Source organism: Sphingomonas endolithica (assembly GCF_025231525.1).
Taxonomy (GTDB): domain Bacteria; phylum Pseudomonadota; class Alphaproteobacteria; order Sphingomonadales; family Sphingomonadaceae; genus Sphingomonas; species Sphingomonas endolithica.
This window is the reverse complement of the sequence record NZ_CP103057.1, coordinates 1,251,754-1,278,752: the sequence shown is the minus strand read 5'-3', so window position 1 is coordinate 1,278,752 and position 26,999 is coordinate 1,251,754. Positions and strand designations below refer to the sequence as shown.

The following is a 26,999-nucleotide window of genomic DNA, read 5'->3' as shown; positions in this document are numbered from 1 at the left end:
CATGAAGATCACGCTCGCCATCCTCGCCTGTGCCGGCCTTGCCACCGCCGCCACGGCGCAGCAGGATCCGACCCGCAGCACGCCCGCCGAGGTCGCCGCTTCCGCCGCGACCCCGCCTGCCGGCGACATCCCCGCCAAGTTCACCCCGCCGAACACCGCCAATGACTACGAGCGGCGCGAAGTGATGATCCCGATGCGCGATGGCACCAAGCTGTTCACCGTCATCATGGTCGCCAAGAATGCGGTGAACGCGCCGATCGTGCTGACGCGCACGCCGTACGACGCCGGCAGCCGCGCCAAGCGCCAGACCAGCTCGGCCCTGCTCTCCACGCTGCCGCTCGCCGACGAGATGTTCGTGAAGGCGGGATATATCCGCGTCTACCAGGACATTCGCGGCAAATACGGCTCGGAAGGGGATTACATCGTCACCCGCCCAGTGATCGGTCCGCTCAACAGGACCAAGGTCGATCACGTCACCGACGCCTATGACACGATCGACTGGCTGGTGAACAAGGCGCATCTGCCCGAGAGCAACGGCCGCGTCGGCATGATCGGATCGTCCTATGAAGGCTTCACCGTCGTCATGGCGCTGCTCAACCCACATCCCGCGCTCAAGGTCGCAGCACCCGAAAGCCCGATGATCGACGGCTGGATGGGCGACGACTGGTTCCACAACGGCGCGTTCCGCTTGGCCAACATCGCCTGGCTCGGCAGCCAGACCGGCTATAAGGGCGCGGGCAAAGCACCGCCGACCGGCGGTTATGACGATTACGTCAACTTCCGCGACGTGGGCTCGGCCGGCGATTGGGCGGCGAAGTCCGGCTATGCGCAATTGCCGTACTGGCAGAAGATGACCGCGCACCCCGCCTATGACGAATTCTGGCAGGGCCAGGCGCTCGACAAATTGCTCGCCGCCAACCCGTCCAACGTGCCGACGATCTGGGAACAGGGCCTGTGGGACCAGGAGGACATGTACGGCGCGATCCATTCGTGGGAAGCGCTGAAGGCCAAGGGCAAGACCGGCAACAACTTCCTCGTCATGGGCCCATGGCGGCACAGCCAGGTCAATCGCACGGGAAGCAGCCTGGGGCCGTTCCAGTGGCGCGGCGACACCGCACAGCAATTCCGCGAGGAAATGGTGCTGCCGCTGTTCAACCAATATTTGAAGGACGGCCCGGCCGTAACGATGCCTGCCGCGACGATCTACAATACCGGCGAGAACCATTGGGACAAGTTCGCCTCCTGGCCGCTGGCTTGTGAAACGGGCTGCGCGTCGCCGCTGAAACCGATCTATCTGCAGGCCAGCGGCGGGCTCGGCTTCGAGCGCGACGGGGCAGGGGGCGACAGCTACGTCTCCGATCCGTCCAAGCCCGTGCCGCATTTGCCGCGCCCGGTGAACTTCGATGACGGCCGCTGGGGCGACTGGCTGGTCAGCGACCAGCGCGGCGTCGATGGCCGGCCGGATGTGATGACCTATGAAACGCCTGCGCTGACCCAGGCGGTGCGCGTGTCCGGTGCCCCGATCGCCGACATCTTCGCCAAGACCACCGGCACCGACGGCGACTTCGTCGTCAAGGTGATCGACGTCTATCCCGGCGAAGTGGCCAGCGACGCCAAGATGGGCGGCTATCAACTGGCGATCAGCATGGACATCTTCCGCGGCCGCTACCGCGACAGCTTCGCGCACCCGAGCGCGATCCCGGCCAACAAGGTGCAGCGCTACAAATTCCGCCTGCCGACGGTGAACCACGTCTTCCAGCCGGGCCACCGCATCATGGTGCAGGTCCAGTCCTCGCAATTCCCGCTCTATGATCGCAACCCGCAGAAATACGTCCCCAACATCTTCCTCGCCAAGAAGAGCGATTACCAGAAGGCTACCGTGACGATCGAACGCGGCGGGGCGCAGGCAAGTGCGGTGTGGCTGCCGGTAGTGGCGGTCGACCAGAGCGCGGCAATGGCGAAATAGCCAGCGGCTACCAACGCAAGACGCGATTGACCTTATCGATAAACGGTAATATCGTTTATCGATAAGGAGTCGCGCATGAACGATCGTCTACTGGGCATCGGCGCCACGGTTCTCAAAGTGACCAACATCCTCAACTGGATGTGCGTGGTCGGCTTTGCCGTCGCGCTCCTGCTGTCCTTTCCCTTCGCGCCGGTGATCCTGGCGCATCTTGCGGCCAAATACACGACGCAGCCGGTCCTGCCGATCCTAATCGTGCTGCGCTTCATGTGCGTCCTGGGACTGCTCGTCGGCCCGCCGGTGCACGTCGTGCTCACCCGGCTGCGCGCGATCGTCGCGACCGCGCAGAGCGGCGATCCGTTCGTCGCGCGGAACGCCGGGCGGTTGCAGGCGGTCGGCTGGGCGCTGCTGGCGATCCAATTGCTCGACGTGACGTACGGGCTGATCAGCTGGGGGCTCGCCGCGCACCATGTCGATACCGCCGGCTGGGCGCCGTCGCTCGGCGGCTGGATTGCGGTACTGATGGTGTTCGTGCTCGCCCGCGTCTTCAAGATCGGTGCGCGGATGCGCGATGAGCTGGAACTCACCGTCTGATGCCCGTCACGATCAAGCTCGACGACGTGCTCGCCGCGCGCGGCATGACGCTGACCGAATTGTCGCAGGCGGTGGACATCACGCTCGCCAACCTGTCGGTGCTGAAGACCGGCAAGGCGCGCGCGATCAGATTTTCCACGCTGGAGGCGATCTGCACCGTGCTGCACTGCCAGCCGGGGGACATTCTACACGTCGAGGGGGACAGCGAATGATCAAGGCATTCTTCAGCAATCTGCTGGGCGCGTATCGTGACGGCTGGGGCGCGGCGCGCGCGCTGCCCTGGCTCGTCGCGCTGATGATCGGCATCGAATTCGCGCAGCACATGATCGAACTGCAGCTCGGCTTCTTCTCGCTCGATCCGGCGGTGCGCAAGGTGGCCGCGGCGGCACCGATCCGCATGGCGTTCGGCTGGCCCAAGATGCTGACCCTCTATGCCGTCGGCTTCCTGGTGACACGCTATTATGCCCTTGGTGACCGGCGGGCGGCACTTCGGCCTTCGCACCGTGCGTTTCGCCGGTATGCCTGGGTCGTGCTGTTTCAGCTGATCCCGGCCGCGATCATCATCTATGCCGAGCCGATCGCAGCCGCAGCGGGCGGTACGCAGGATCATGTACTGCCCTTGCGCGCGGTGATGGGGCTGGGGCAGCAACTGCTCGAACCCTTGCTGTTCCTGTGGTTCGTCAGTGCCGCGATCGGCAATGACAGCGACGGCCCGATCTCCTCGGCCAGGACTACCGGCTGGCTGTATCTATGGGCGCTGCCGCTGATGTTCGTCACGCGCGTGCCGCTCGGCATCTTGCACCAGATGCTCAATCGCTGGCCGGCCGGTCAGCCGCCCGCGGCGCAATATGCCTTGCTCACGCTCGACGCGCTCGTCGTCGGCGCGCTGGCCATGGTGCTGCCCGCGGTCCAGGTGCGCATCGCGCGCTACATCGCGGATCGGGCGCGATCGCGCGCCGCCGCGTCGTCCGTGCCGCAGGACACGCACTCTCCCTTTGCGGCCTAGCCGCTTCGGCAACCGGTGGGGAGGCAGACGGATCGTTCGACGCGGCGATCCGTTGATGCGGTCCGACCTTATTCCGCGGCGCCGTTCGCCCAAGAGGAACGATCATGAGCGAACCAGAAGCACGCATCTACGGCATGGCCGACGAGGAAAACCACCAGACGCCGGCGCCCGGCGGCGTCCGCGGTGAGGGCGCACCGATCGTCGATGACCCTGAGTTGCGGCACGACGTCACCGCCGGCGACCGCAAGGTGACCGTGCAGGAAAGCTCGGGCGTTGCGTTCGTCGAGGCAAGCGGTGCGCCGGGTCCGGTCAAAAGCCAGGACAAGCCGGTTGAAGACGAGCCGGACGCGGACGCGGACGTTGTAGGCTGCACGACCAGCCCGTTGTGCGGCCCTACAGGCCTTGCGTGGCCGGCCTGAGTTCCTGATCCTTTGTTAAGCTCTCCGATCTAGCCAGAGGCGCGATATTGGAGAGGGCTGGCGATGGACCGGGTGATTGATCTTGCGCTGAAGATTTCGCTGCTGCTGGCCAGCCTCGGATCATTGCTCTCGCTGACCAAGATGGTGATCGAGCAGTTCATGCCGATCCGCTATTATTGGTGGGGCGCGGTGGCGTTCTTCGGTGCGACGATCGTGCTGACGGCGGCGATCCGCCTGCGCGACGACCGCGCCGCCCATCGGGGTTGAAGCTGTCGTCGCAACGGCTTTTTCAGTTGATGCCGAAATGTGTGGTTGGCTTCAAAGGCCAATCCTCTGCCTACTGAACATGGAGCACTGTTCTAGCTGTTCGATGGCAACCGCGCCTGGCTCGTAACATGCGGGCGATCGATCGCCTTGGGGCGGCCTTCAGGATCGACCGATACCATCACGAACTCGGCCGATGCCGCTTGTTGACGAACGCCGGTCAGCAGTTCTTCCGACCAGAGTGCCACCCTGACCCGCATCGAGCTTCTACCGGTCATCACCACGTCAGCGATGATCTCCGTCATGTCACCTTCGCGGACGGGAGCGCGAAAGTCGATGCGGTCGGATGCCGCCATCACCATCACGGCGCGCGCGGCCCTCGTCGCGGCGATGAAGGCGCCCTTGCCGAGCATGCGGAGGGCATCGCCCCCGAACAGCGTGCCGTAATGGTTGGTCTGCGGTGGGAAGACCATGTCCATCATGTGCAGCGACGTATCGGCGGTCGTGTCCGTCGCCGTCGGCATGGCGGGCAGCGGGAGCCTCGTCGTCTCGCCCTTGACCGCGACCAGCGTGAAGACGCCGCGCGTGCACAGGCGGCGCTCGCCGCTGAGCAACGCCTCGGCGACCAGATCGACCTCGACGTCGCACGAACTGGTGCCGATGCGGACGATCCGTCCGGTCGCCTCGATCAGCTCGCCCTTGAGCGCCGGCGCGGCGAAGTCGATCCGTTCGCACGATGCGGTGACGAAGGGCGCGCGGCCGTGGCGCGAGGCAGCGAGAAAGGCCACCTTGTCCATGTGCGCCAGCGCCACGCCGCCGAACAGCGTGCCATGATGGTTGGTGTCGCCGGGAAAGATCATGTCGACCAACCGGACGATCCCCGTCGCCGCGCCCTTCGTCGCCATCGGTTCAGGCCCTCCCGGCCAGGTCGGCGCGGAGCGTCCTGGCGGCGGCGACCATCGCCGCGATCGCGGGCTTCACCTCGTCCCACTTGCGCGTCTTCAGCCCGCAGTCGGGGTTCACCCAGAGCTGTTCGGGCCGAAGATGCACCTGCGCGAGCCGCATCAGTGCGACCATCTCGTCTTGCAACGGCACACGTGGGGCATGGATATCGTACACGCCGGGTCCGATCGCGTTTGGGTAGTGATAGCGTGCGAACCCCTCGAGCAGTTCCATCTGCGATCGCGCCGTCTCGATCGAGATCACGTCGGTGTCCATCGCACCGATATCGGGGAGGATGTCGTTGAACTCCGAATAGCACATGTGCGTATGGATCTGCGTGGCGTCGTCCACACCGGCGGCCGACAGGCGGAAGCAATCGACCGCCCAATCGAGATAATGCTGCCAGTCGCGCTTACGCAGCGGCAGCCCTTCGCGCAGCGCCGCCTCGTCGATCTGGATCGCGCGTGCGCCGGCGGCTTCCAGATCGGCCACCTCGTCGCGGATCGCGAGCGCGATCTGCCGACACGATATCTCGCGCGGCTGATCGTCACGGACGAACGACCAGTTGAGGATCGTCACCGGCCCGGTCAGCATCCCCTTGACCGGCTTGCGCGTCAGGCTCTGCGCATAGCGCCACCAATCGACGGTCATCGCGGCCGGCCGCGAGACGTCACCCAACAGGATCGGCGGCCGGACGCAGCGCGAGCCGTAGGATTGTACCCAGCCGCCGGCGGTGAAGGCGAAGCCCGACAATCGTTCGCCGAAATACTGTACCATGTCGTTGCGCTCGAACTCGCCGTGGACCAGCATGTCGAGCCCGACGTCCTCCTGCCAGCGGATCGCACGCTCGGTCTCGCCGCGCAGGAACTGCTGATAGGCAGCGTCACCGAGATTGCCGCGATCATGCTCGGCGCGCACATGACGAACCGCGCTGGTCTGCGGGAAGGATCCGATCGTGGTGGTCGGGAATGCCGGCAGGTCGAGCATGTCGGCTTGTGCCGCCTGGCGCACGGCATACGGCGAGCGCCGGTCGCGCATCGCCGGCGACGCCGCTGCAAGGCGTGCGGCAACTGTCGCATCGTGGATGTGCGGGGACGTCCTGCGATTGGCGACGGCCCGGGCCGAGGCGGCCAGTTCTGCGGCGACGGTCTTGCGGCCGTCGTTCAATGCCCGCTTGAGGATCGATAGTTCCTCGATCTTCTGAACGGCGAAGGCGAGCCATTGCGTCACCTCCGGCTCGAGCTTCTTTTTCGAGCGCCAGATCGACCGGCGTGTGCAGCAGCGAGCAGGATGGCGCGAGGATCACGTCGCGCGCGGCGGCGATCGGCGCCAGGTGATCGAGCAGCGCCTCCAGATCGGCACGCCAGACGTTGCGGCCATCGACGATTCCGAGCGACAGCACCAACGTCTTCGGTGCGGCCTTCAGCACGGCGTCGATCTGATCGGGGGCGCGGACCAGATCGATGTGCAGCCCGTGGACGGGAAGCGCCACGGCGAACTCCGGATTATCCTCCAGGCCGCCGAAATAGGTGGTCAGCATCAGCTTCACGCCCGAGCCTGACAGCGTGTCATACGCGCGGGCCAGCGCATCACGCTGCCGATCGGCGAGGTCGAGGACCAGCACGGGCTCGTCGATCTGCACCCATTCGGCACCGGCCGCGGCCAGACGGCCGAGGATCACGGCGTACAGGCTCAGCACCTCGTCCAGGAAGTCGAACGGATCGACATCGCACCCCTTGGCCAGGCTCAGCCAGGTGACAGGCCCGAGCAGCACCGGGCGCGTCTCGAACCCTTGCGCCTTCGCCTCGCGATAGTCGTCGACGATCTTGGCGCCGTTCAGGGCCAGCTTCTGCCCGGCGGCGAGTTCGGGCACCATATAATGGTAGTTGGTGTCGAACCATTTGGTCATCTCGCACGCCGTCAGGCTGGCATGCGCATGGCCGCAACCGTCATCCTGCGCGGTGGTGCCGCGCGCCATCGCGAAATAGGTCGCGAGGTCGGTCTGGTCATCGGCCGCGCCGTATCGCGCGGGGATCGCGCCGAGCATCACGCTGGTGTCGAGCACATGATCGTAGAGCGAGAAATCGTTGGACGGCAGCCAGTCGGCGCCGAGCGCGCGCTGCCGCGCCCAGGCGGCGGTGCGAAGGCCGGATGCGGCCTCCAGCAATTCAGTCTCGGACGACGTGCCGGACCAATATCGTTCGAGTGCCGATTTCAGTTCGCGGCGCGGGCCGATGCGTGGAAAGCCAAGGGTGGCAACGGTGACGGTCATGGTCTTCATACCCCGATGAAAGGCGGAGAAGACGGATGGTCACAGGCAGGGCGCACGCCCGGAACATGGCTCGCGCGCGTGGCTGCAAGCGGCCAGCCCGGGATCCCCGCCGGTGGACGTTATCGCGTCGAAGGCAGGTCTCCTGGCTCACGGGTCATAACGACGGTCTGGCCTTCCCAGCGGTTCGCACCGCCAGTGACACTCGATGACCGCCGCTCGCCGCTTACAGTTGCGGGGGCAGCGCCGGCCTTGGACCTGTGTTCCTGAAAGGAGGTCCGCACCGGCTTCCCGTCTTAGCTCCGGCGCGCCTGCGCGGCCGGAGAACCTTGACGCCCGCTATGTCCCATCTTCCGCAATGAGGGTCAATCCACATATAAAGAAATCTTTATATGTGGCCTCGCCAGCAGCTGAGACGTGTCAGACGCCGATGAGCGACCGTTTTCACATGCTCACGTCACCTATGCACACGGCCCGCCGGGCCCTCAATAATCTACCGTCTGCGGCGCGCCCTTGATCTCGTCGTTGGTCAGCAGCACGCGCTTGGGGTGGGGCACTGCCTCCAGAGTCGTATCCCGATCGATCTCCATCAGCGGTTTGATGCGGCCGTCGCGAATGTCGTAGACCCAGCCGTGCAGCCAGAGATCCTGCTTCTTGGCGAACGCCGCCTGCACGGTATCGGTGCGCGCGAGATTGACGAGCTGATCGCGCACGTTGAACTCGACGAAGCGGTTGAGCTTGGCCTCGGGCGTCGTCTGGTTGCCCAATTCCTCCCAATGATCGCCGGCCACGTCGCGCGCGGTCTGCAGCCAGTCGTCGACCGGCCCGGTCGTGCCGCCATCGAGCGCCGCCTTGACCCCGCCGCAGCCATAATGGCCGCAGACGATCAGATGCTTCACGCCGAGCACGGTGACGGCATATTGCACCACCGACATCAGGTTGAGATCGTCGTCATTGACCAGGTTGGCGATGTTGCGATGGATGAACATGCCGCCGGGCGGCGTCATCGTCATCTGTTCCGGGCTGACGCGGCTGTCGGAACAGCCGATCCACAGGAATTCGGGCTTCTGGCCGTGCGTCTGGCGTTCGAAGAAGTCGGCTTTCTCTTCCGTCAGCTCGAGCGCCCAGGCGCGGTTGGCGAGCAGGAGTTGCTTGTAGTTTTTCATGCGAAACGGATTCCTGAAGTCGGTGCGTTGATCAGCGGCGCGCTGCGCTCGGCGATGTCGCCGCGTACCGTGACCTTGATGCCGCGATAGTCGGCGCCCTTGATGAACGCGTTGATGACGTCGACATTGTCGAGATCGACATAGTTGGTGGAGGACAGATCGATCAGCAGATTGGCATTGTCGGGAACCTTGTTCAGCTCCTTCTGAAGCTCGTATTTGTGGATGAAATACAGGTTGCGGCGCGCGCGGATCAGGCAATTCTCGTCATCGCAGACGAAGGTGATGGCCGAGCGGAAATTGCGCGCGATGACGAAGACGAAGCCGACGACCAGCCCGATGACGATGCCGATCAACAGATCGGTGAACAGGATCGCGACGATCGTCACCACGAACGGCACGAATTGCGACCAGCCCTGCTTGAAGCGCTCGGTAAACAGCTTCGGCTTGGTCAGCTTGTAGCCAGTGGCGATCAGCACGGCGGCGAGCGCGGCAAGCGGGATCAGGTTGAGCAGGAACGGGATCAACGCGACGCTGAGCAACAGCCATATGCCGTGCAGGATCGTCGAGCTCTTGCTCTGCGCGCCGGCATCGACATTGGCCGAGGAGCGCACGATCACCGAAGTGATCGGCAGGCCGCCGATCAGGCCGGAGACGATGTTGCCGCCGCCCTGCGCCATCATTTCCCAATTCTTGGGCGTGGTGCGGCGCTGCGGATCGAGCTCGTCGACTGCCTTGACGCTGAGCAAAGATTCGAGGCTGGCCACGATCGCCAGCGTCAGCGCGACGGTCCACACCGCGCCGTTGCCGATCTGCGAGAAATCGGGCGTGGCGAAGAACGAGGTGAACTCGCCGAAGCTCTTGGCCACCGGTACCTGCACCAGGTGTGTCGCCTGCAACTGCCAGTTGGGCTTGATCAGCCCGAGCAGCGCATTGCCGCCGACGCCGATCAGCACCACGACCAGCGGGCCCGGCACGAAACGCAGCGGGCCATCCTTGGGCCGGGCCTTGTCCCACCAGAACAGGAAGGCGAGGCTGGCCAAGGCGATCAGGATCGCGCCGGCCGAGAGATGCTGCCGCACGGCGGTGATGATCGAGGAGAAGGTGTTGCTGCCGTCCGCCTGCAGGAATTCGAAGCTGCCTTCGAAATCCCCGTCGTAGCCGAGCGCATGCGGCACCTGCTTGAGGATCAGGATCACGCCGATCGCCGCCAGCATGCCAGTGATGACCGATGAGGGGACGAATTCGGCGGCGATGCCCGAGCGCGTTGCGGCAAGCGCGACCTGGATGATGCCGCCCAGCATCACCGCCAGCAGGAACGCCTCGAACGAGGGCAGCCGCTCGATCGCGGCGAACACGATCACCGTCAGACCGGCGGCGGGGCCGCTGACCGACAAAGGCGATTTCGACAAGGCGCCAACGACGATGCCACCGACGATGCCGGCGATCACGCCCGAGAAGAGCGGCGCTCCGGAGGCAAGAGCAACGCCCAGACACAATGGCAGGGCAACCAGAAACACGACGATCGATGCGGGGAAGTCGACGCGCAGGGTCTTCAATAAGGGTAACGGCAAGACGGACCTCATGTCAGCGGCGGCCAAATTGGCGGCGAACCAGTCCGTTCTAGACGTAAGCCCGATCAACCTGTTCCCTTTATTGCAGCGCAGCAATCAAACGTTACACGCCTGTCATCTCGGCGCAGCACAATGCTTGGCCAGATCGAGTGCACCGACGCTGCGGTGGAGCGGGGCGGGGCGATCGGTATGCTTCGTTCCCGCAAGCCGCAGCACGCGGGCCGCCGCGCCGCTCCACCCCAGCCGCCCGCACCGTGACGTTCAGGCGGCCGGCGCTTTGCTCGGCAGCGCGTCGTTCAGCCTTGCGCGGTCGGACGGATCACGATGCTGCCGACATCCACTTCGGGCGGCTGCTCGATCGCATAGAGGATCCCGCGCGCAATCGCATCGGGCGGGATGGCGATCGCGCCGATCTGCCCCTCGATCATCGTCTTGGTCGGCTGGTCGGTGATGCTGTCGCCGAAATTCGTGGCGATCATTCCCGGGGACACTTCGGTCACGCGCAGGTGCGGTCCTGCCTCCTGCCTCAGTATCTCCGTCACCGTGCGAACGGCATTCTTGGTGGCGGCATAGACTCCCATCGTCGGCACCATCTTGATGCCGGCCGTCGAAATGACGTTGATCACATGTCCGCTCGCTTGGCGCGCGAAGACGGGCAGGGCAGCGGCGATGCCGTAAAGCGTGCCCCGCAGGTTCACGTCGATCATGGCGTCCCAGCCTTCGACGTCCAGTGCGTCCAGACGGGAGATCGGCCCGATCCCGGCGCAGTTGATGATGACATCGAGCCGACCGCCTTGTTCCACCGCGAGCGCGACCAGCGCTTCGAGATCGTCGCGCCGGCGCACGTCGGTCACCTTGGACACGGCCTTCCCGCCGCCAGCGGTGATCGCCTCCACCACTTCAGCCAGCGCATCCTGGCGGCGCGCGCCCAGCACGACGAACGCGCCGCGTCCGGCCAGCAGCGCCGCGGTCGCGCGGCCAATTCCACTGCTTGCGCCGGTGATGGCGACAATTTTGCCTTCGATACCCATCGTCATTCTCCTCGACACAGGAGATGGGCGGGGTGACCGAGATACTCTATGGTACACCGTCTATGAAATTGTCGCGATCGTCCAAAACCGCCATCGATCCACTGTCCGACGTGCTGGACGTTCTCGGCGCACGGGTCACGCGGCGGACCAGGATCGAGGCGTCGGGGCGCTGGGCCTTTGCCTTTCCGGCGATAGAGCGGCTGAAGTTCGTGGCCCTGCTGCGCGGCAGTCAGTGGATGATGCTTCCCGGCTGCGCGCCTCATCTGATGAACGAGGGCGATGTGTGCGTGCTCGGCCGGTCCGCTTATGCCATTGCGAGCGACCCCGCCGAGAACCCGATCGATGGGCAGGAGCTGTATAGGGACAGTGACGTCGCGCGCATTGGGGGTGACGACACGATCGGGATCGGCGGCACCGTCACGTTCGGTGCCGGCAGCGCAGACTTCCTGCTCGACATGCTGCCGCCGTTCATGATCGTTCCTCGATCGTCGCCATCGGCCGAGGCGGTCGCGACCATTCTCGGCCTGATCAATGGCGAATCGGATCGCGGCAAGATGGGCAGCGAGATCGTGGGGGCCAGGCTTGCCGATGTGCTGCTGGTGGAGGCGATCCGCGCTTATGCCGGCCGCCCCGATGCCCCTGACATCGGGTGGCTTGCCGCACTGTCCGACGCTCGTATCGGCCGGGCACTGCGAGCGATCCACGACGATGTCGCGCGCCCCTGGACGGTGGCAGAACTTGCCGCCCTGGCGGGCATGTCGCGCGCGGCATTTTCCGCCGAGTTCACCCGTCGCGTCGGGCAACCGCCGCTCTCCTATGTCCGCGCTTGGCGTCTCACGCTCGCCCGCGCAGCGCTGACCCGCGGCGACGGGACGGTTGCCAGCATAGCGGACAGGATCGGCTACACCTCGCAAAGTGCGTTCGGGCATGCCTTTCGCCGCGCCTTCGACTCATCCCCACAGGCCTTGAGGCGACTTATCGATAATGACTTGCAATAACGATTGATCACGGAGTAGTGCCCCCGCTCAGGGAGACACTCACCATGACTGCGATCATCGCGTTGCTGGCTGCGGCCGCGGCGGCTTCTACCACACCATCTGCACCGCCGGCGGTGACCGATCCGCAGCGCGCCGCCGACACGCAAGGCGGCAGGGAAGAGCCGGCGATCGACGATATCGTCGTGACGGGCGTGCAGACCGATGGCAGCAACGGCTATTACGGCGCCCCGCGCACCGCGCTCGCCACGATCAGCGTGCGGTACTGATCCGCGGCGGGGGCGCTGGCGTGATCATCCTGGGGCTCGTCACGATCATGGCCGCGATGCTGTTGGTGCGGCTCGGCTGGTCGGGCCGCCGTGGCGTCGCGCCTCTCGGCTGGGCATTGGGCGTCGGCGGGCTGTTCCTGCTGGCGGCGAACGATGGCGCATGGGGGGTGGCGGTGGGTGCGGTGGCCGGCATGGCCGTCGCGATCGCCCTCGTGCTGCACACCGGATGGCGCTCACCCGTCAAGGTGCGCCGGCCCGCGCGTACCATACCCTCGATCACGCTGCCGCATCGGCCGGCCGACATCGCCCGGAGATTGTTCGTATTCGTGCTCGTCGTCCCGATCGGCTTCGTGGCGGCGCAGTGGCTCACTTTCGGCATGCAGGCGCTGGCGCGTCGGGCCGGCGCTGGCGAGGCGGATGCGCTCGCGCTGACGCTGTTCCTCCAGCCTGTGCTATGGGGCGTGCTGATGGCGTGGCAGATGACGCGCGCCACGGCGATGCGGATGATCGCGCCGCCCGCCGGCGCAGCCATTCTCGGCACGATCCTGTGGAGCCTGTCCTGATGCCCGCTCCCCAACCCCAGACCCTGGTGCAGCGTGCGCTCGGCGGCCATGCCGCGATCGGGCTGCTCGCCGGCGCGTTGCTCTACATCGTCTCGCTGACCGGCGCGGTCGTGGTGATCCACGATCGCTGGCAGCGCTGGGAACAGCCGACCATCGCTGAGGTGACCGCGCTGACGCCCAGCGCGGCGCAGGCGGGAGTAGCGGCGGCGATCGCCCAAGACGCGGGCAAGCCGCGCACGACGCACCTCTATCTCCGCATGCCGAATGCGGACCTGCCACGTGCGGTTGCGACCACCGACCATGGCGGCTGGTATGTCGACGGGCAGGGTCGCGTGGCCGGACGCGAGGCGCATAGCTGGACCGAAATGGTCATCGGACTGCACGAATATCTGCACCTGCCGGCGACCTGGGGGATGTTGCTGGTCGGCGCGCTGGGCGTGGCGCTGGCCGCGTTGCTCATCACCGGCGTGCTCGCGCATCCGCGCATCCTGCGCGACGCCTTCTGGCTGCGCACCCGGCACGATCCGCAGATCGCGCGCGCCGACTGGCACAACCGGCTCGGCGTGTGGACGTTGCCCTTCGCGCTCGCGGTCACGCTGACCGGGGCGTTCATCGGACTGAGCGGCGTGGGCTATAGCGTGTTGGCCAAGGCCTATACCGGCGGCAATCTCGAAAAGATCTACGCCCCGATCTATGGCCCGGAGGGCATGCCGGACGCCAATGCTGCGCCGCTGGCGAACATCGCCACGGCACTGGCGACGCTGCACGCGCGCGTGCCGGCGGCCATGCCGACCTATGTCATCGTCCACGATCCCGGCACGCGCGGGCAGCATATCCAGATCCTGGCGGCACTGCCGCGGCGGCTGGTCTATGGCGAGGATTATCGCTTCGATGCGGCGGGCCGCTGGCAAGGTCCGGTCGGTCTGACCAACGGGCCGTGGGGCCAGCAGTTCGCCGCCTCGACCTACAACCTGCATTTCGGCAATTTCGGCGGGCTGCCGGTCGAGATCGCCTATCTGCTGCTCGGCCTGGCGCTGTGCGTGATCACCTCGACCGGCACGACCTTGTGGCTGGGCAAGCGGCGGCGGCGCGGCATGGGCAGCGATCGGCTGGAGGCGTGCTGGGCGGTGGTGATCTGGGGGACGCCGCTGGCGCTGGTCTGGACCGCATGGCTGCGCGGCGTGGCTGGCCCGGATGCGTTCTTGGTAGCGGCGTTCTGGGGGTTGCTCGCGGCCGGCTTGGCGGTGGCGGTTGCACGACCGCTGTGGATCGTGCCCGAGCAATTGCGCACTGTGTTGCTCGCCTGCCTGATCGCAACCGGACTGGGCCACGCGATCATCCTGCGGCCGGCTGCGCCGGCGATATTGGCCCTGGATGCCGTGATGGTGCTGGGGGCGCTGTTGTCGCTGGTCGTGTTGCGGCGGTTCCAGGCGGGTGAGGGCCGGGAGGCAGGCGCTGGTTCCCGGCCTTCCAGCTAGAGTTGACCGACTTCACCTGTACCCGTTCGTGCTGAGTGGAGACCGAGTAGCGCGAAGCGCGTATCAAGGGCTCGTATCGAAGCACCTTGGAGCGCGCGGGCGCGTGTCCTGCGATACGCCCTCTCGATACGCCCTGCGGGCTACTCGATGGCTACTCAGGACGAACGGGGGGTGGCGCTACGTCAGATCCGGACCTTGGCGCGCTGACTTGGTAAATCCCGTCCGTTCGTGTCGAGCGAAGTCGAGACACCTGCACCCAGCCCGCGCCTCGCCATCGCCCGACATGAACCGGTCGGTATCAGCTCATCCAACCCTCAGCCGGCCTGCCAGCCGCCGCCCAGCGCCCGGAACAGGTCGATCTGCGCGTCGGCGATGCGCGCGTCCGCCGTCGCCAGATCGGCGTCGGTATCGGCAAAGGTGCGTTCGGCATCCAGCACGTCGAGAAAGTCGATCTGCCCCTCGCGCTGACGGGCGCGGGTGATGCGCGCGGCGATCGCGGCATTGTCGCGCGCCGATTGCAATTGCGTGCGGCGGTCGAGTTCGCGCGCATAGGTCGACAGCGCGGTCTCGGTCTCCTCGAGCGCGGTGAGGATCTGGCCGTCGAACCTGGCGAGTGCGCCGCGCGTGTCGGCTTCGCTGGCGGCGATGCGCGCGCGCGCGGCGGACTGGTTGACCGACCAGTTGAGCAGCGGCCCGAGCAGCCAGCGGACCGCACCGCCGGTGAACACGTCGCCCAGATTGGCCGCGGTCGAGCCGATCGAACCGCCGAGCGAAATCTGCGGATAGAGTTCGGAGGTCGCGACACCGATCCGCGCGGTGGCGGCGGCCAGGCGGCGTTCGGCCGCGCGAATGTCCGGACGGCGGGCAAGCAATGCGGCGCCGTCGCCGACCGGGATCGGACGGACGAGTCGCGGCGTGGTCGTGCGCGCCGCTGCCACCGTCGGCAGCTCCTGCGGCGTGCGTCCGGTCAGCGTGGCCAGGCGAAACAGCGCCGCCTGACGCTCGGCCGCGATCGCCGGCACGAGTGCCGCGCGCTGGTCGCGCAACGTGGCGATGCGCACATAATCGAATTTCGCGGCACGTCCGGCCTCGACTCGCTTGTTCGTCAGCGTCGCCGACTTGCCGAGCAGATCGACGATGCGTTCGGCCACCGCCTGGCGCTCGGCGGCCGAGGCGGCATCGACATAGGCGCGGGTGGTGTCGGCGACGATCGCCACGCGCACCGCATCGGCATCCGCTTGCGCCGCGCCGACATCGCCACGTGCGGCCTCGATATTGCGGCGCACGCGGCCGGCGAGATCGACTTCGTAGCTCACGTCCAGCGCGGCATCATAGGTCGCGCGTTCGCGGTCGATGCCCTGGAACGACTGGAGTTGCGAGGTGCGGCCATAACTGCCGCTCGCGCCGATATTCACTTGCGGCTCGCGATCGCTGCGTGCGCCGCGCAACGATGCGCGGGCGCGATCGAGCCGCGCCACCGCCACCCGGATGTCGGTATTGGCGGCCAGCGCATCGCGTACTAGGCCGTCGAGCACCGGATCGTTATACATCCGCCACCAGCTGTCGTCCGCCGGGCTGGTCACGGTCGCAGCGTTGGCGGTGACGAACGGAGCGGCGGCCGTGGGTGGGGTGATCGGCGCGACATAGTTCGGCCCGGCGGCGCAGGCGGCAAGCGTCAGCGCGGAGAGACTGGCGAGCAGGAGGGACTTCATGCTGTGTGTCCTGTTGGTGATCGGGCCATTGCGGCCAATTTCGCCGTCATTCCCGCGCAGGCAGGAATCCATAGTGGCTGACGTCGCGCTTCTTGGCCGGACGGCTGAGGCTATGGATCCCCGCCTGCGCGGGGATGACGTTTGGTGGAGTGCCATCAGCAGGGCCTATTCGGCTGGCTGGGGATGGGGCCCGGCGTGCGGCGCGGCGTGTGCTGTCTCCGGCGCACGACGCTCGAACCTTTTGGCCAGCCCCCGGGCGACGACGTAGAAGGTCGGCGTGAAGAGCAGCCCAAAGCCGGTGACGCCGACCATCCCGAAGAACACCGCGGTGCCGAGCGCCTGGCGAAGCTCGGCACCCGCGCCGGTCGCGATCAGCAGCGGCACGGCACCCAGGATGAACGCGAACGAGGTCATCAGGATCGGCCGCAGGCGGTCGCGCGCGGCGCGGACCGCCGCATCGACCGGCGACAATCCATCCTCATCCTCGCCCTGCTTGGCGAATTCGACCACGAGGATCGCGTTCTTGGCAGCCAGCGCGATCAGCACGACCAAGCCGATCTGGGTGAGGACATTGTTGTCCATGCCCCTGAGGTTCACCCCCGCCATCGCGGCGAGCAGGCACATCGGCACGATCAGGATGATCGCCAGCGGCATCGTCAGGCTTTCATATTGCGCCGCCAGCACGAGGAAGACGAACAGGACCGCCAGTCCGAAGACCAGCCCGGCGGTGCTGCCGGCCATCTTCTGCTGGAAGGCAATGCCGGTCCATTCCCCGCTATAACCGGCGGGCAATTTGCTCGCGAGCTGGTCCATCGTGTCCAGCGAGCGGCCGGAGCTGTAGCCCGGCGCGGTATCGCCATCGACCTCCACGGCCGGGAACAGATTGTAGCGCGTCACGCGGTACGGGCCGGTCTTGTTCTCGAAGGTCGACACCGATCCGATCGGCACCATCGCGCCCGAGTTCGACCGGGTCTTGAGGTTGGCGATATCCGCCTCGCTCGATCGGAACTGCGTGTCCGCCTGCGCGGTGACGCGGTAGGTGCGGCCGAGCATGTTGAAGTCGTTGACGAAGGTCGAGCCGAGATAGACGTTGAGCGCCTCGAACACGCGCTCCGGCGGGATGCCGAGCAGGTTCGCCTTGCGCCGGTCGATATCGGCAAAGACGCGCGGCGTGGCGGTGTTGAAGAAGGTATAGATCTGGCTGAGGCCGGGCGTCTTGTTGGCCTCGCCGATCAGACCGAAGGCGGTCTTGCCGAGCTCGGCATAGCCATGCTCGCCGCGATCCTGCACCATCATCCGATAGCCGCCGGCCGAGCCGATGCCCTGGATGAGCGGCGGTGGCACCACCAGCAACATCGCCTCGTTGATGTCGGCGGTGCGGGTACGCGCCTCGTTCATGATCCCGGCATAAGTGACGCCGAGCTTCGCGCGTTCCTCGAACGACATCAGGGGAACGTAGGCTGCGGCGCTATTGGGCGCGAGCGTCTGCGACGGGCCGTCGAAGCCGGCCAGCATGACCGAGCCCTTCACGCCCTTGATCGGCAGGATGCGCGCGACGACCTTGCGCATCACTTCATCGGTGCGCTCGAGCGACGAGCCCGGCGGCAGCTGGATCACGGTCAGGAAATAGCCCTGGTCCTGTGCCGGGATGAAGCCCACCGGGGTCACCCAGAACATGCCGATCGTCGCGGCGATCAGCCCGGCATAGGTCACCATCATGCGCTTGGGCCGCACGACCAGAGCGCGGGTCAGCTTGGAATAGCGGTCGCTCAGCCGTTCGAAACCATGGTTGAACCAGTCGGCACCGCGCTTGGTGATCCGGCCGAAGCGACCCTTGGCCGGGCCATCATGCTCCTTCAGCAGCAAGGCGGCGAGCGCCGGCGACAGCGTGAGCGAGATGAGCAGCGAGATTGCGGTGGCGACCGAGATGGTCACCGCGAACTGCTTGTAGAAGGCACCCGACAGCCCGTTGAGGAACAAGGTCGGCAGGAACACCGCGAGCAGCACCAGCACGATCGCGACCAATGCGCCCGACACTTCGTTCATCGACGTCTGCGCCGCCTGCAGCGGCGTCATGCCGCGGGAGAGGTTGCGCTCGACATTCTCGACCACGACGATCGCGTCGTCGACGACGATGCCGATCGCCAACACCAGGCCGAACAAAGACAGGTTGTTGAGCGAGTAGCCGAGCGGCAGCAGCACCGCCATCGTGCCGATCAGCGAGACGGGGATCGCGACCACCGGAATGATCGCCGCGCGCCATTTCTGCAGGAAGACGATGACGACGAGCACGACGAGCAGGATCGCCTCGCCCAGCGTGTGATAGACCGCGTCGATCGACTGGGCGATGAACTCGGTCGGATTGTAGATCACGCGATATTCGAGGCCCTTGGGGAAGGTCTTCGAGATCGTGTCCATCTCGTGCTCGACCGCCTGCGCGGCGGCCAGCGCGTTGGAGCCCGGGCGCTGGAAGGCGGCAAGGATCACCGTCGGCTGGTTCGACAGATAGGTGTTCGAGGAATAATCGGCGGCGCCCAATTCGACGCGCGCCACGTCGCTCACGCGGACCTGGCGACCGTCGGGATCGGTGCGGATGACCACGTCGCCGAACTCGCTCGGCGTCTTGAGGCGGCCCTGCGTCTCGATGTTGAGCTGGAAGGCGTTGCCGCTGGGCGTCGAGCCCGGCTGGCCGAGCGATCCGGCGGCGACCTGGATATTCTGTGCGCGCAACGCCTGGACGATTTCGCCGGCCGTCAAGTCGAGCGACGCGGCGCGGCCGGGATCGATCCACACCCGCATCGCATAATCGCGTGCGCCGAACATCCGCACGTCGCCCACGCCGTCGATGCGCGCCAGGCGATCCTTGACCTGGGTCAGCGCGTAGTTCGAGATGTAGCTGCGATCGATCGAATTGTCGGGTGAGATCAGGTTCACGACCATCAGGAAGTCCGGGGAGGTCTTGCGCGTGACGACGCCGAGCCGCTGCACTTCCTCCGGCAGGCGCGGGATCGCGACCGCGACGCGGTTCTGCACCAGCACCTGCGCGGCATCCAGATCGGTGCCCGATTTGAAGGTGACGGTGATCGTGACGTTGCCGTCGCCGGTCGATTGCGACGACTGGTACAGCATGTCGTCGACGCCGTTGATTTCCTGCTCGATCGGCGCCGCGACGGTCTCGGCGACGGTCTCGGCCGAGGCCCCGGGATAGCTGGCGGTGACCGTCACCGTCGGCGGGACGATATCGGGATATTGCGAGATCGGCAGCGCGAAATAGGCGATCGCACCGATGATCGTGATCACCGCCGCAATGACCGCGGCAAAGATCGGCCGGGTGATGAAGAAGCGCGAGAAGCGCATGGGGATTTTTCCTTGGAAAAAGGACGCAGCTCACCCAACCTGTCATCCTGACGAACGTCAGGACCCAGAGCCAAGCAGCGGTATCGTGTCGAAACCCTGGATCCTGACGTGCGTCAGGATGACGGGGCCTTCATGGTGCGGTCAGCGCGAGGCGATCGTCGCCTCGCCGGCAATCGGCGGTGCGACCGTCGGTGCAGCGCCCGCCGCTTGCGCGGTGATCCGCCCGGCTTTGGGTGCCACTGTCGCCCCCGGCATCGCCAACTGCGTGCCGGTGATGACGATTCGATCGCTCGGTGTCAGTCCGGCGCGGATCACCCGCAACCCGCTGACCACTGGCCCCAACTCGACCGGCTTTTGCGAGACGACGTTCTTGCCGTCCACGACCAGCACGACCTTGCGTGCCTGATCGGTCTGGATCGCATCGTCCGGGATCAGCAGAGCGGGCTTGGTGCCGGCACTTGCCAGCCGCATGTTGCCGAACATGCCGGGCGTCAGGAAGTAACCCGGATTGGCCAGCACCGCACGGCCGCGGATCGTGCCGGAGCGCTGGTCGAGCCCGTTGTCGGTAAAGTCGAGCCGGCCCTTCCAGCGATGCTCCGCCTCGTCCTGCAACTGGATCTCGACCGCGGCGGGCGCGGCACCAGGCTGACGCGCGCGTTGCGTCTTCAGGTACAGTGCCTCGGAGCCGTCGAAGTTGAAGTAGATCGGGTCGAGCGCGTTGATCGTGGTCAGCACCGTGCCGCCGGTGCCTTCGCCGCCAGCCACCTGGTTGCCGGCGTCGACACGGCGATCCGAGATGCGCCCGCCGATCGGCGCGCGGACCTGCGTGAACGATACGTCGAGCGCCCGCGCCCGGACGCGGGCATTGGCGGCGGCAAGTGCCGCGACCGCCGCCTGCACGCGACCACGCAGTGCGTCGACCTCGCCGGCGGAGACCGCTTCGTCGGCGACCAGGCGTTGCGCCCGGCCGAGATCGGTGCGGGCGAGCGCCAGCGCGCTCGCCGCACTGGCGACATTGGCGCGGGCCTCGGCCAGCGCCGCGGCGAAGGGACGGTTGTCGATCGTGAACAGCAATTGCCCGGCGCGCACGATGTCCCCATCGCGGAAATGCACGCCGGTCACTTCACCGGCGACACGCGGACGGATCTCGACCGCGCGGCTCGGCGCGAAGCGGCCGACATAATCGTCCCATTCGCTGACCTGGCGCACCAGCGGGCTGGCCACGGTGACGTTGGCGGGCGGCGGCGCAGCGGCGACGGCGGGGTCCGAATCGAACACCTTGTAGCCGACCACCCCGAGCAGCGCGACGGGAAGCAGGATGGCCGTGGTGCGCTGCCAGCGCGGCATGCGGGAGACGCGCTCGCGCAAGGGTTCGGCGTGCGCCGTCTCGGCGTCGATCGGCGTGACCATGTTCATGTTACGCGCTCCGGCCATTCGCCGCCACGCGCAGGCCAGTGACGCTAGCGACCAGCGTCTCCATCTGCGCCTCGCCAAAGCCCGCCGCGATGAAGCGATTGATCTCCGCCATCGGCAGCGCGAAGCCCCGGCGCCAGGCGTGAACCGCCATGCGGCGCAGCGCTTCCAGCTTGGGATCGGCGAGCCGCGACGCGGTGCTCAGCCCGAACACGCCACCCAGCGCGCGCGACACGCGGCCCGGCGTCGCCAGGCTGCCGATCGTGTCGTTCTTGGCGAGCGCAATGACGCTCCATTCGAGCGCGGTGAAGCCCGACGGGCCGGGGGCCGGGGCAGGGGTGGTGCCGCGGCTGCCCAAAGGTGCCGGGAACATGTTGTCGAGATCGAGATAGGCCATGGGGTTTCCCCTTCGTGCGAAGTGAGTAAGCGAGCGGAAGGGTTCCCGCGGACAGGGTCCGCGCGTTGCCGCCGATCGAAAAGGCGAGATCGATCGCTTGCCGGACAATGCCTCTGCACTGACTCCCGAGCGTCGCTGAAAATTGGAGGCGGCGGGCGTTGCCGGCCGCGATTGCTTTAGCTTGGCGTTACACTCATCGGCGCCATTCCCCTGGCTGCTGCCGCATCCACATCAGGACCTGGCTTCCGTACTGAGCGGTATATAAAACGATGCTGCGGCGCGTCAACCACCATTGTGTAACGGGCGGTAGTTTTTATGGCAAGGGGTGAAGTTTGCATTGTCGCGCGTCCCGAATCACGCTGTCAGCCCCGACGTGTTCGGCGGTTATCTCGTTCGCGCCTAGTTCGTCATCCCCGCGCAGGCGGGGATCCATACTGGCTTGCTTCGCGACTGAAGCCCTGACGCCCGAGCTTATCGACCCCGCCTGCGCGGGGATGACGTGGTGGTGAATGTCCAGGCGACACACTCACCAAGGGCAAAGCGTGCGGCAGGGTGGACCCCGGAACAAGTCCGGGGTGACGGCAGCGGCACCCGCTTTGCGCAAAATGATGGCTAGCTAGCTCAAACAGCCGGACCGTGAACTCAAGCCGCCTCGGCGGGCTGCGTGGTCCAGCCCAGCCCCGGAATGGTGATCGATCGTTTGCCCGACAGGTCGATGCGCGTCACGAACATGTTGCGCCCCTCGATATAGCTCATCACGCGCCGCGCGCGGCCGAGCGAGCTGGTGCCGTAGATGCGCGCCACGTCCTCGTCACTCGGGCAGGGATCGCCGTCGCGCGCCGCGCGCGCGATCAGCAGGAACGCGCCCAGCATGTCGTCGGGCAGGTCCTGCGCGGTCTCGATCACCGGCGCCCATTCCGCCTCCAGACCATCGAAGATGCCGGCGCGCGCCGCCGCCAGCCGCCGGGCAAAGGCCGACAGATCGAGCGGCGAGCGCTGCACGCCCACCATCCGGCAGCGCACCTGGAAATCCTGGAACAGCACCGCCGCCGATCGCGTCGCCGATTCCGCGTCGGCCACGATCGCGCGCAGCACATCGGCCACCACCTCGCTATGATCGACGGGCTCGGCATCGGGCGGCGGTGGCGCGGGCTCGGCATCGTTCTGCTCGATATCCTGCAGCACGCGGTCGACCGGCGCCGCCTTGGGCGCGGCGGCGGGCATGATGAATTGCGGCTGCTCGACTTCGGCGAACAGCATCTGCTGCATGTCGCGCCCGCTTGTGGGCAGCGGGGTGAGCACCGGGCTGCTGCTGCGCGCGGACGTGTCGACCGCACCGATGCGGATCGCGACCGGACGGCGCGACACGGCCGGCCCCAGCGCTAGGAACGTGCCGCGGTCGAGATCGCGGATCTGCTCGGCCTGGCGGCGCTCCATGCCGAGCAGGTCGGCCGCGCGTGCCATGTCGATGTCGAGGAAGGTGCGGCCCATCAGGAAGTTGGACGCTTCGGCCGCGACGTTCTTGGCAAGCTTGGCCAGCCGCTGCGTGGCGATCACGCCGGCCAAGCCGCGCTTGCGCCCGCGGCACATCAGGTTGGTCATCGCCGCCAGCGACGCCTTGCGCGCATCCTCGGCGACATCGCCGCCGACCGACGGCGCGAACACCTGCGCCTCGTCCACCACCACCAGCGCCGGGTACCAATGCTCGCGCGGGGCATCGAACAACGCGCCCAGGAAAGCCGCGGCGCAGCGCATCTGTCCCTCGGCATCGAGGCCTTCGAGGTCGAGCACCACCGAGGCGCGCGCCTCGCGCAGGCGGCTGGCGAAGCGCACGATCTCGACCAGCGAATAATTCACCGCCTCGACCACAACGTGGCCGTACGGGCCGGCGAGCGTCACGAAATCGCCCTCGGGATCGATGATGATCTGCTGCACATGCCCGGCGCTGCGTTCGAGCAGCCGCCGGAGCAGGTGCGATTTGCCGGAGCCGGAATTGCCCTGCACCAGCAGCCGCGTGGCGAGCAGCTCCTCCAGGTCCATGGACACCGGGCTGCCGCCCGAATCCATCCCCATGTCCACGCGTACCGTCATGCTTTCCCTGTGGCCGATGCGCGGCGACAGGGAAAGGGATAAGCCGCGTGGGGGGCGGTTTGGCGGCGGCAGCGGCATCGCAGCGGTTTCCCCACCGGCTAGTCATAGGTTGGGCGGTTTCGCATCAGCCAAGACCGTCACCCCGGACTTGTTCCGGGGTCCACCCAGCGGCTTGTCCCCCCGGGACTCCGACTTGAAGGCAGAGAGTGCGGCACGGTGGCCCCCGGAACAAGTCCGGGGTGACGATGATGGATCGAACGGACCCCCTTCGCGCCTAGATCAGGCCGTGCCCTGCCCGAAGCGGCGCTGCGTGGCGGCGGGGTGGCGAACGAGCGCGTCGTCCACTCGGGCCGGCCGGTCGAGCAACTCGCCACCGCAATTGGGGCAACGCTCGTCCAGCGCGTCGGCGCATTCGGCACAGAAGGTGCACTCGAACGAGCAGATGAAGGCACCGGCATCGTCGGCGGGCAGATCGACGCCGCAGCGTTCGCAATCGGGGCGCATTTCCAACATGCCGGTACCTTTAGCGCGCCGGCGCCGGCGCGTCTCGCGGCCGTTTCAGTCGATGAACAGATAATTGGCGTCGAACTCGCCGAAGCGCTGCAGCGCCGGCCAGTCGAGGATCCGCACTACGCCTTGGCGGAATTCCAGCAGCCCGTCTTCGCGCAGCTTGCGCAGCATGCGGTTGGCATGGACCGCGGTCAGCCCGGTGGCATCGGCGAGATCCACCTGTGTCACCGGAAAGTCGAATTCCAGGTCGCGCGTCAGGCCGACCCGGCCGAGCCGGATGAACATCTCACAGAACAGATGCGCCAGCCGCACCGCCGCGCCGCGCGCACCGATCGAGGCGATCCATTCGCGGTTGATCGCCGCATCGATCATCGTCGATCGCCACAGCAATTCCGTCAGTGTCGCGGATCGTTCGGTCAGTCCGCGCACGTCGGCATGCGGGAAGATGGCGACCTTCACCGGGGTGAGCGCGGCGACCGAATGCTCCAGCCGTTTCAGCGGATAGCTGTGCAGGTCGACGAAGTCGCCGGGGATGTGGATCGCCAGGATCTGCCGCCGCCCGTCCGGCATGTCCTTGAAACGCTCGATAAAGCCATCCAGCAACAGCGTGCACTGCGTCAGCGGCACGTTCTCGCGCACGATTACGCGCTTGGCGTCGAATTCCTGCGTGCGTCCGGCGGCCGCTTCGAATGCGGCCGCATCCTCGGCCGTCAGCACCGGCGTGCGATGCGTTAGCAGGAACAGACGCGTAATCATCAATCCCCCGTTCTGGAACGCGCCGCCCCATGTGCGCGTTGGCCGACCCGTACACCCATAAGTAGCTTGGGAACAGAAAATGTCGCACCCGCCGTACGATACCCCGATCGGGGCCACCGCCGAGCAGGGCCTGGTGCTGCTGGACGGACCCGGCGGGCTGGCCTTGTCGATGACGCCAGCCGCCGCCGACGCCTCGGCAAAGGCGCTCGCGCGCGCCGCCGAGGAGGCGGAGGCGCAGACGTCGGGCGAGGTGTCGGACGGAGGCAGCGGCCGGTCGGTGGGAGCTTAAAGCCTTACCCGTCCAAGCAAGTACCGTCATGCTGAACTCGTTTCAGCATCCAGGCGCGGTCATTCGCCTCATGGACACCGTCTTTGTGGTCGCCGACCGCGCCTGGATCCTGAAACAAGTTCAGGATGACGATGGTACTTTCGGATCGGTGGACCCCTGAACAAGTCCGGGGTGACGGCTTGTTGTGCGATGCGCTGCCAATCGCTTTGTGCGCCTCCCACGAATGACCCCAAGCGCTATCGCGCCGCGCGTACCTTGCCGCCCAACGACCGGATTGCGGGCTCGGCGATGACCTGCTGCCGGTCCAACTCACGATCGATATCGGCAAACCGCTTGAGCAACGCCAGCGCCAGCGGCGCGTTGGTCGAGCGCACCAGCACCTCGTCGTTCAGGAAGCGCGAATTGCGGTTGAAATTGAGGCTGCCGAAATAGCTGATCCAATGATCGCGCCGTTCGATGACGAAGATCTTGTCGTGCATCGGCAGGCCGTCGGCATGCCGATAGCGCCGAATCTCTACCCCTTGCGCGGTCAGCCGGTCGACCGCGTCCTGCGGCACGCGGCGTTCGGTGTCGTGCACGACCAAATGGATGGCCGCACCGCGTCGTGCCGCCCCCTCCAGCGCCGCCACCGCTTTGCCTTTAAGGTGCGAGATCGCGGCCCATAGCCGGTCGCCGGCCCCGAGCCCATCCAGTTCCTCCTCGACGATGTCGGTGTGCAGGCGGGGATAGAAAAAGAGCTGCGTGTCGCGATCGCGCACGACCCGGTTCTGCGTCATGCCGAAGCGGCTGATCGCACCGCCGTCGCGCGCCAGGTCGGCGACATGGGTCACCAGCGCCTCGACCAGCCCGCGGCCGGTGATTTCCACCAGCACATTGTGGCCGCGATCCTGATCGCCGATCTCGCGCACGATCGCGGCGCTGTCGTCGTCCACGCCGCCCGACGGGTTGAAGGAGCCGACCAGCGCGACCGGGCGCGGCCAGGAGAAGGCGTAGATCTTGGCGTGGAGCTTGCCGCTGAGCGCATCGAGCGGCGCCGGCAGTTCGCGTCGGATCGTCAGGCCGTTGCTGAGCCCCGCCTGGCGGAGCATCGCCAGCACGCCGCTATTCGCCCCGGCCAGGCGCGGATCGCCTTCCACCACCAGCCGTACCTTCACGCCACGGCGGCTGGCGTCGATCAGCGCCTGCGCGAGCTCGCTATCGAGGAAGTAATAGGTCGCCCAGTCGATCGATTGGCCGGGCGGTGTCGCGCGCACCTTGGCCAGCAGCAGATCGCGCAGCACGCCGGCCGGCTTGTCGGGGCCGCCGAAATAGACCTGGCCGATCGTCGGCTCGGCGGTGCCGCCACCCACTTCCTGTTCCGGCTGTGCGATCAGCGCCAGCGTCGTGACCGATGCGATCCCGGCGATGGCGGGAACGGCAATCCATAAGCGGGATGGTCTTTTTGTGGAGCGGCGCCACGACGACCCGCCCGGCATGTTCTTGAGCATGCGGCGCATTTGATAACGCACCCGCACCACCGCTACCCTGGCGGATGTGGCAACCCATGTTGCCCGTTGTGGAAGGGCGGCGAGGGCGCCGATCGGTGCGCCGGCCGGCGCGATATTTATTTGCTTCACGGCACTTCGATACTTGCGTTTTGCCGATGCCAGCTTTGAGCGCGCGTCGCGGGCCGCCGGCCGAGCCAGCGAGGGGTGATGCGACCCGACGATGGAATGGGCGGGCGAATTACCGTCTTGCAAGGCAAGTGCTTTGGGCACAATCTGTGGGGGTCGAGCATGGGGCCTGACCCCAATGCTGGTAGAACAAGGGCTTCGTCGCCATATAGTATGAAGGCGTTGCAAGCGCCGGTTGGTCGTGCGACGGTCCCGCTTTGTTCTACCCCGGTCGACATGGGGCCTGATGATTTTTTTTGGGGGCATGTGCCCCGTCGGGGATCGGTCGCAG

Annotated in this window: 25 protein-coding genes, 1 pseudogene and 1 riboswitch; of the genes and pseudogenes, 12 read left to right on the top strand and 14 right to left on the bottom strand. The window is 66.5% G+C overall.

Translation table 11 applies throughout. The annotated features are described in order from the left end of the window. Window position 1 precedes the first annotated feature (1 nt). The 6 genes from NV382_RS06050 to NV382_RS06025 all read left to right on the top strand — a co-directional run bounded on the left by NV382_RS06050 (window position 2) and on the right by NV382_RS06025 (window position 4,249). A complete protein-coding gene (locus NV382_RS06050; RefSeq protein WP_260599616.1) occupies window positions 2-1,966 on the top strand; it encodes a CocE/NonD family hydrolase in 1,965 nt (654 codons plus the stop codon). 75 nt (window positions 1,967-2,041) lie between these two features. After that, window positions 2,042-2,557, top strand: a complete 516-nt coding sequence (locus NV382_RS06045; RefSeq protein ID WP_260599615.1) for a DUF2975 domain-containing protein — start codon at window positions 2,042-2,044, stop codon at window positions 2,555-2,557. After that, window positions 2,557-2,769 carry a helix-turn-helix domain-containing protein gene (locus NV382_RS06040; RefSeq protein WP_260599614.1) on the top strand — a complete coding sequence of 71 codons (213 nt, stop codon included), beginning with the start codon at window positions 2,557-2,559 and terminating at the stop codon, window positions 2,767-2,769. The genes NV382_RS06045 and NV382_RS06040 overlap by 1 nt, the downstream gene beginning before the upstream one ends. Next, on the top strand, window positions 2,766-3,563 hold the full coding sequence (locus NV382_RS06035) for a hypothetical protein (protein WP_260599613.1): 798 nt from the start codon (window positions 2,766-2,768) through the stop codon (window positions 3,561-3,563). The genes NV382_RS06040 and NV382_RS06035 overlap by 4 nt, the downstream gene beginning before the upstream one ends. A gap of 104 nt (window positions 3,564-3,667) precedes the next feature. Continuing rightward, on the top strand, window positions 3,668-3,982 hold the full coding sequence (locus tag NV382_RS06030; RefSeq protein WP_260599612.1) for a hypothetical protein: 315 nt from the start codon (window positions 3,668-3,670) through the stop codon (window positions 3,980-3,982). A 63-nt stretch (window positions 3,983-4,045) separates the two neighbouring features. Then, window positions 4,046-4,249 (top strand): hypothetical protein, encoded by a 204-nt coding sequence (locus tag NV382_RS06025; RefSeq protein ID WP_260599611.1) that lies wholly within the window; start codon window positions 4,046-4,048, stop codon window positions 4,247-4,249. Window positions 4,250-4,341: 92 nt separating this feature from the next. Here NV382_RS06025 and NV382_RS06020 read toward each other — a convergent pair whose 3' ends face one another. The 6 genes and pseudogenes from NV382_RS06020 to NV382_RS05995 all read right to left on the bottom strand — a co-directional run bounded on the left by NV382_RS06020 (window position 4,342) and on the right by NV382_RS05995 (window position 11,225). Beyond that, window positions 4,342-5,151 carry an acyl-CoA thioesterase gene (locus NV382_RS06020; RefSeq protein ID WP_260599610.1) on the bottom strand — a complete coding sequence of 270 codons (810 nt, stop codon included), beginning with the start codon at window positions 5,149-5,151 and terminating at the stop codon, window positions 4,342-4,344. A gap of 4 nt (window positions 5,152-5,155) precedes the next feature. Beyond that, window positions 5,156-6,418, bottom strand: a complete 1,263-nt coding sequence (gene metE / locus NV382_RS06015) for a 5-methyltetrahydropteroyltriglutamate--homocysteine S-methyltransferase (RefSeq protein WP_260599609.1) — start codon at window positions 6,416-6,418, stop codon at window positions 5,156-5,158. A gap of 145 nt (window positions 6,419-6,563) precedes the next feature. Next, a pseudogene (locus tag NV382_RS06010) lies at window positions 6,564-7,460 on the bottom strand (5-methyltetrahydropteroyltriglutamate--homocysteine S-methyltransferase); the annotation flags it as partial. A 115-nt stretch (window positions 7,461-7,575) separates the two neighbouring features. Beyond that, window positions 7,576-7,803: riboswitch (cobalamin riboswitch) on the bottom strand. A 139-nt stretch (window positions 7,804-7,942) separates the two neighbouring features. Next, window positions 7,943-8,623 carry a carbonic anhydrase gene (locus NV382_RS06005; protein WP_260599608.1) on the bottom strand — a complete coding sequence of 227 codons (681 nt, stop codon included), beginning with the start codon at window positions 8,621-8,623 and terminating at the stop codon, window positions 7,943-7,945. Beyond that, window positions 8,620-10,194, bottom strand: coding sequence for a SulP family inorganic anion transporter (locus NV382_RS06000; protein WP_260599607.1), 1,575 nt, complete (start codon window positions 10,192-10,194; stop codon window positions 8,620-8,622). The genes NV382_RS06005 and NV382_RS06000 overlap by 4 nt, the downstream gene beginning before the upstream one ends. Before the next feature lie 296 nt (window positions 10,195-10,490). Beyond that, complete coding sequence (locus NV382_RS05995) at window positions 10,491-11,225, bottom strand: SDR family oxidoreductase (protein WP_260599606.1); 735 nt, start codon at window positions 11,223-11,225, stop codon at window positions 10,491-10,493. Between the two features lie 32 nt (window positions 11,226-11,257). On the opposite strand from NV382_RS05995, the gene NV382_RS05990 reads away from it, so the two are divergent. The 4 genes from NV382_RS05990 to NV382_RS05975 are packed head-to-tail and all read left to right on the top strand — an operon-like array spanning window position 11,258 to window position 14,530. Further along, window positions 11,258-12,223, top strand: a complete 966-nt coding sequence (locus NV382_RS05990; protein WP_260599605.1) for an AraC family transcriptional regulator — start codon at window positions 11,258-11,260, stop codon at window positions 12,221-12,223. A 44-nt stretch (window positions 12,224-12,267) separates the two neighbouring features. Continuing rightward, window positions 12,268-12,489 (top strand): hypothetical protein, encoded by a 222-nt coding sequence (locus tag NV382_RS05985; protein WP_260599604.1) that lies wholly within the window; start codon window positions 12,268-12,270, stop codon window positions 12,487-12,489. A gap of 20 nt (window positions 12,490-12,509) precedes the next feature. After that, the gene (locus NV382_RS05980; protein ID WP_260599603.1) at window positions 12,510-13,052 is read left to right on the top strand and encodes a hypothetical protein; all 543 of its coding nucleotides are present in this window, start codon (window positions 12,510-12,512) and stop codon (window positions 13,050-13,052) included. Continuing rightward, complete coding sequence (locus NV382_RS05975; RefSeq protein ID WP_260599602.1) at window positions 13,052-14,530, top strand: PepSY-associated TM helix domain-containing protein; 1,479 nt, start codon at window positions 13,052-13,054, stop codon at window positions 14,528-14,530. Before NV382_RS05980 ends, NV382_RS05975 begins: the two co-directional genes overlap by 1 nt. Window positions 14,531-14,844: 314 nt before the next feature. Here NV382_RS05975 and NV382_RS05970 read toward each other — a convergent pair whose 3' ends face one another. The 7 genes from NV382_RS05970 to NV382_RS05940 form a co-directional block, all read right to left on the bottom strand. After that, complete coding sequence (locus NV382_RS05970; protein ID WP_260599601.1) at window positions 14,845-16,242, bottom strand: efflux transporter outer membrane subunit; 1,398 nt, start codon at window positions 16,240-16,242, stop codon at window positions 14,845-14,847. A gap of 165 nt (window positions 16,243-16,407) precedes the next feature. Then, window positions 16,408-19,599 (bottom strand): efflux RND transporter permease subunit, encoded by a 3,192-nt coding sequence (locus NV382_RS05965; RefSeq protein ID WP_260599600.1) that lies wholly within the window; start codon window positions 19,597-19,599, stop codon window positions 16,408-16,410. Between the two features lie 141 nt (window positions 19,600-19,740). Beyond that, complete coding sequence (locus NV382_RS05960; protein ID WP_260599599.1) at window positions 19,741-21,015, bottom strand: efflux RND transporter periplasmic adaptor subunit; 1,275 nt, start codon at window positions 21,013-21,015, stop codon at window positions 19,741-19,743. Window position 21,016: 1 nt separating this feature from the next. Next, window positions 21,017-21,409 (bottom strand): hypothetical protein, encoded by a 393-nt coding sequence (locus NV382_RS05955; RefSeq protein ID WP_260599598.1) that lies wholly within the window; start codon window positions 21,407-21,409, stop codon window positions 21,017-21,019. Between the two features lie 642 nt (window positions 21,410-22,051). Continuing rightward, window positions 22,052-23,500 (bottom strand): ATP-binding protein, encoded by a 1,449-nt coding sequence (locus NV382_RS05950; protein ID WP_260599597.1) that lies wholly within the window; start codon window positions 23,498-23,500, stop codon window positions 22,052-22,054. Window positions 23,501-23,779: 279 nt separating this feature from the next. After that, window positions 23,780-24,013, bottom strand: a complete 234-nt coding sequence (locus NV382_RS05945) for a DUF1272 domain-containing protein (RefSeq protein ID WP_260599596.1) — start codon at window positions 24,011-24,013, stop codon at window positions 23,780-23,782. Window positions 24,014-24,058: 45 nt separating this feature from the next. Then, complete coding sequence (locus NV382_RS05940; RefSeq protein ID WP_260599595.1) at window positions 24,059-24,766, bottom strand: Crp/Fnr family transcriptional regulator; 708 nt, start codon at window positions 24,764-24,766, stop codon at window positions 24,059-24,061. A gap of 79 nt (window positions 24,767-24,845) precedes the next feature. Here NV382_RS05940 and NV382_RS05935 point away from each other — a divergent pair, with 79 nt between their 5' ends. Both NV382_RS05935 and NV382_RS05930 read left to right on the top strand, forming a co-directional pair. Beyond that, window positions 24,846-25,055 carry a hypothetical protein gene (locus NV382_RS05935; protein ID WP_260599594.1) on the top strand — a complete coding sequence of 70 codons (210 nt, stop codon included), beginning with the start codon at window positions 24,846-24,848 and terminating at the stop codon, window positions 25,053-25,055. A 28-nt stretch (window positions 25,056-25,083) separates the two neighbouring features. Beyond that, window positions 25,084-25,215 carry a hypothetical protein gene (locus NV382_RS05930; RefSeq protein WP_260599593.1) on the top strand — a complete coding sequence of 44 codons (132 nt, stop codon included), beginning with the start codon at window positions 25,084-25,086 and terminating at the stop codon, window positions 25,213-25,215. 76 nt (window positions 25,216-25,291) lie between these two features. On the opposite strand, the gene NV382_RS05925 is transcribed toward NV382_RS05930, so the two are convergent. After that, window positions 25,292-26,569 (bottom strand): phospholipase D-like domain-containing protein, encoded by a 1,278-nt coding sequence (locus NV382_RS05925; RefSeq protein WP_260599592.1) that lies wholly within the window; start codon window positions 26,567-26,569, stop codon window positions 25,292-25,294. Window positions 26,570-26,999 lie beyond the last annotated feature (430 nt).

Coding starts and splice junctions, on each gene's coding strand:
- NV382_RS06030 (WP_260599612.1), top strand. CDS start 3,668: ATGAGCGAACCAGAAGCACGCATCTACGGCATGGCCGACGAGGAAAAC.
- NV382_RS05965 (WP_260599600.1), bottom strand. CDS start 19,599: ATGCGCTTCTCGCGCTTCTTCATCACCCGGCCGATCTTTGCCGCGGTC.
- NV382_RS06050 (WP_260599616.1), top strand. CDS start 2: ATGAAGATCACGCTCGCCATCCTCGCCTGTGCCGGCCTTGCCACCGCC.
- NV382_RS06045 (WP_260599615.1), top strand. CDS start 2,042: ATGAACGATCGTCTACTGGGCATCGGCGCCACGGTTCTCAAAGTGACC.
- NV382_RS05940 (WP_260599595.1), bottom strand. CDS start 24,766: ATGATTACGCGTCTGTTCCTGCTAACGCATCGCACGCCGGTGCTGACG.
- NV382_RS05985 (WP_260599604.1), top strand. CDS start 12,268: ATGACTGCGATCATCGCGTTGCTGGCTGCGGCCGCGGCGGCTTCTACC.
- NV382_RS06035 (WP_260599613.1), top strand. CDS start 2,766: ATGATCAAGGCATTCTTCAGCAATCTGCTGGGCGCGTATCGTGACGGC.
- NV382_RS06025 (WP_260599611.1), top strand. CDS start 4,046: ATGGACCGGGTGATTGATCTTGCGCTGAAGATTTCGCTGCTGCTGGCC.
- NV382_RS05930 (WP_260599593.1), top strand. CDS start 25,084: ATGCTGAACTCGTTTCAGCATCCAGGCGCGGTCATTCGCCTCATGGAC.
- NV382_RS05995 (WP_260599606.1), bottom strand. CDS start 11,225: ATGGGTATCGAAGGCAAAATTGTCGCCATCACCGGCGCAAGCAGTGGA.
- NV382_RS05945 (WP_260599596.1), bottom strand. CDS start 24,013: ATGTTGGAAATGCGCCCCGATTGCGAACGCTGCGGCGTCGATCTGCCC.
- NV382_RS06005 (WP_260599608.1), bottom strand. CDS start 8,623: ATGAAAAACTACAAGCAACTCCTGCTCGCCAACCGCGCCTGGGCGCTC.
- NV382_RS05960 (WP_260599599.1), bottom strand. CDS start 21,015: ATGAACATGGTCACGCCGATCGACGCCGAGACGGCGCACGCCGAACCC.
- NV382_RS05955 (WP_260599598.1), bottom strand. CDS start 21,409: ATGGCCTATCTCGATCTCGACAACATGTTCCCGGCACCTTTGGGCAGC.
- NV382_RS05950 (WP_260599597.1), bottom strand. CDS start 23,500: ATGACGGTACGCGTGGACATGGGGATGGATTCGGGCGGCAGCCCGGTG.
- NV382_RS05970 (WP_260599601.1), bottom strand. CDS start 16,242: ATGAAGTCCCTCCTGCTCGCCAGTCTCTCCGCGCTGACGCTTGCCGCC.
- NV382_RS05975 (WP_260599602.1), top strand. CDS start 13,052: ATGCCCGCTCCCCAACCCCAGACCCTGGTGCAGCGTGCGCTCGGCGGC.
- NV382_RS05935 (WP_260599594.1), top strand. CDS start 24,846: ATGTCGCACCCGCCGTACGATACCCCGATCGGGGCCACCGCCGAGCAG.
- NV382_RS06020 (WP_260599610.1), bottom strand. CDS start 5,151: ATGGCGACGAAGGGCGCGGCGACGGGGATCGTCCGGTTGGTCGACATG.
- NV382_RS06040 (WP_260599614.1), top strand. CDS start 2,557: ATGCCCGTCACGATCAAGCTCGACGACGTGCTCGCCGCGCGCGGCATG.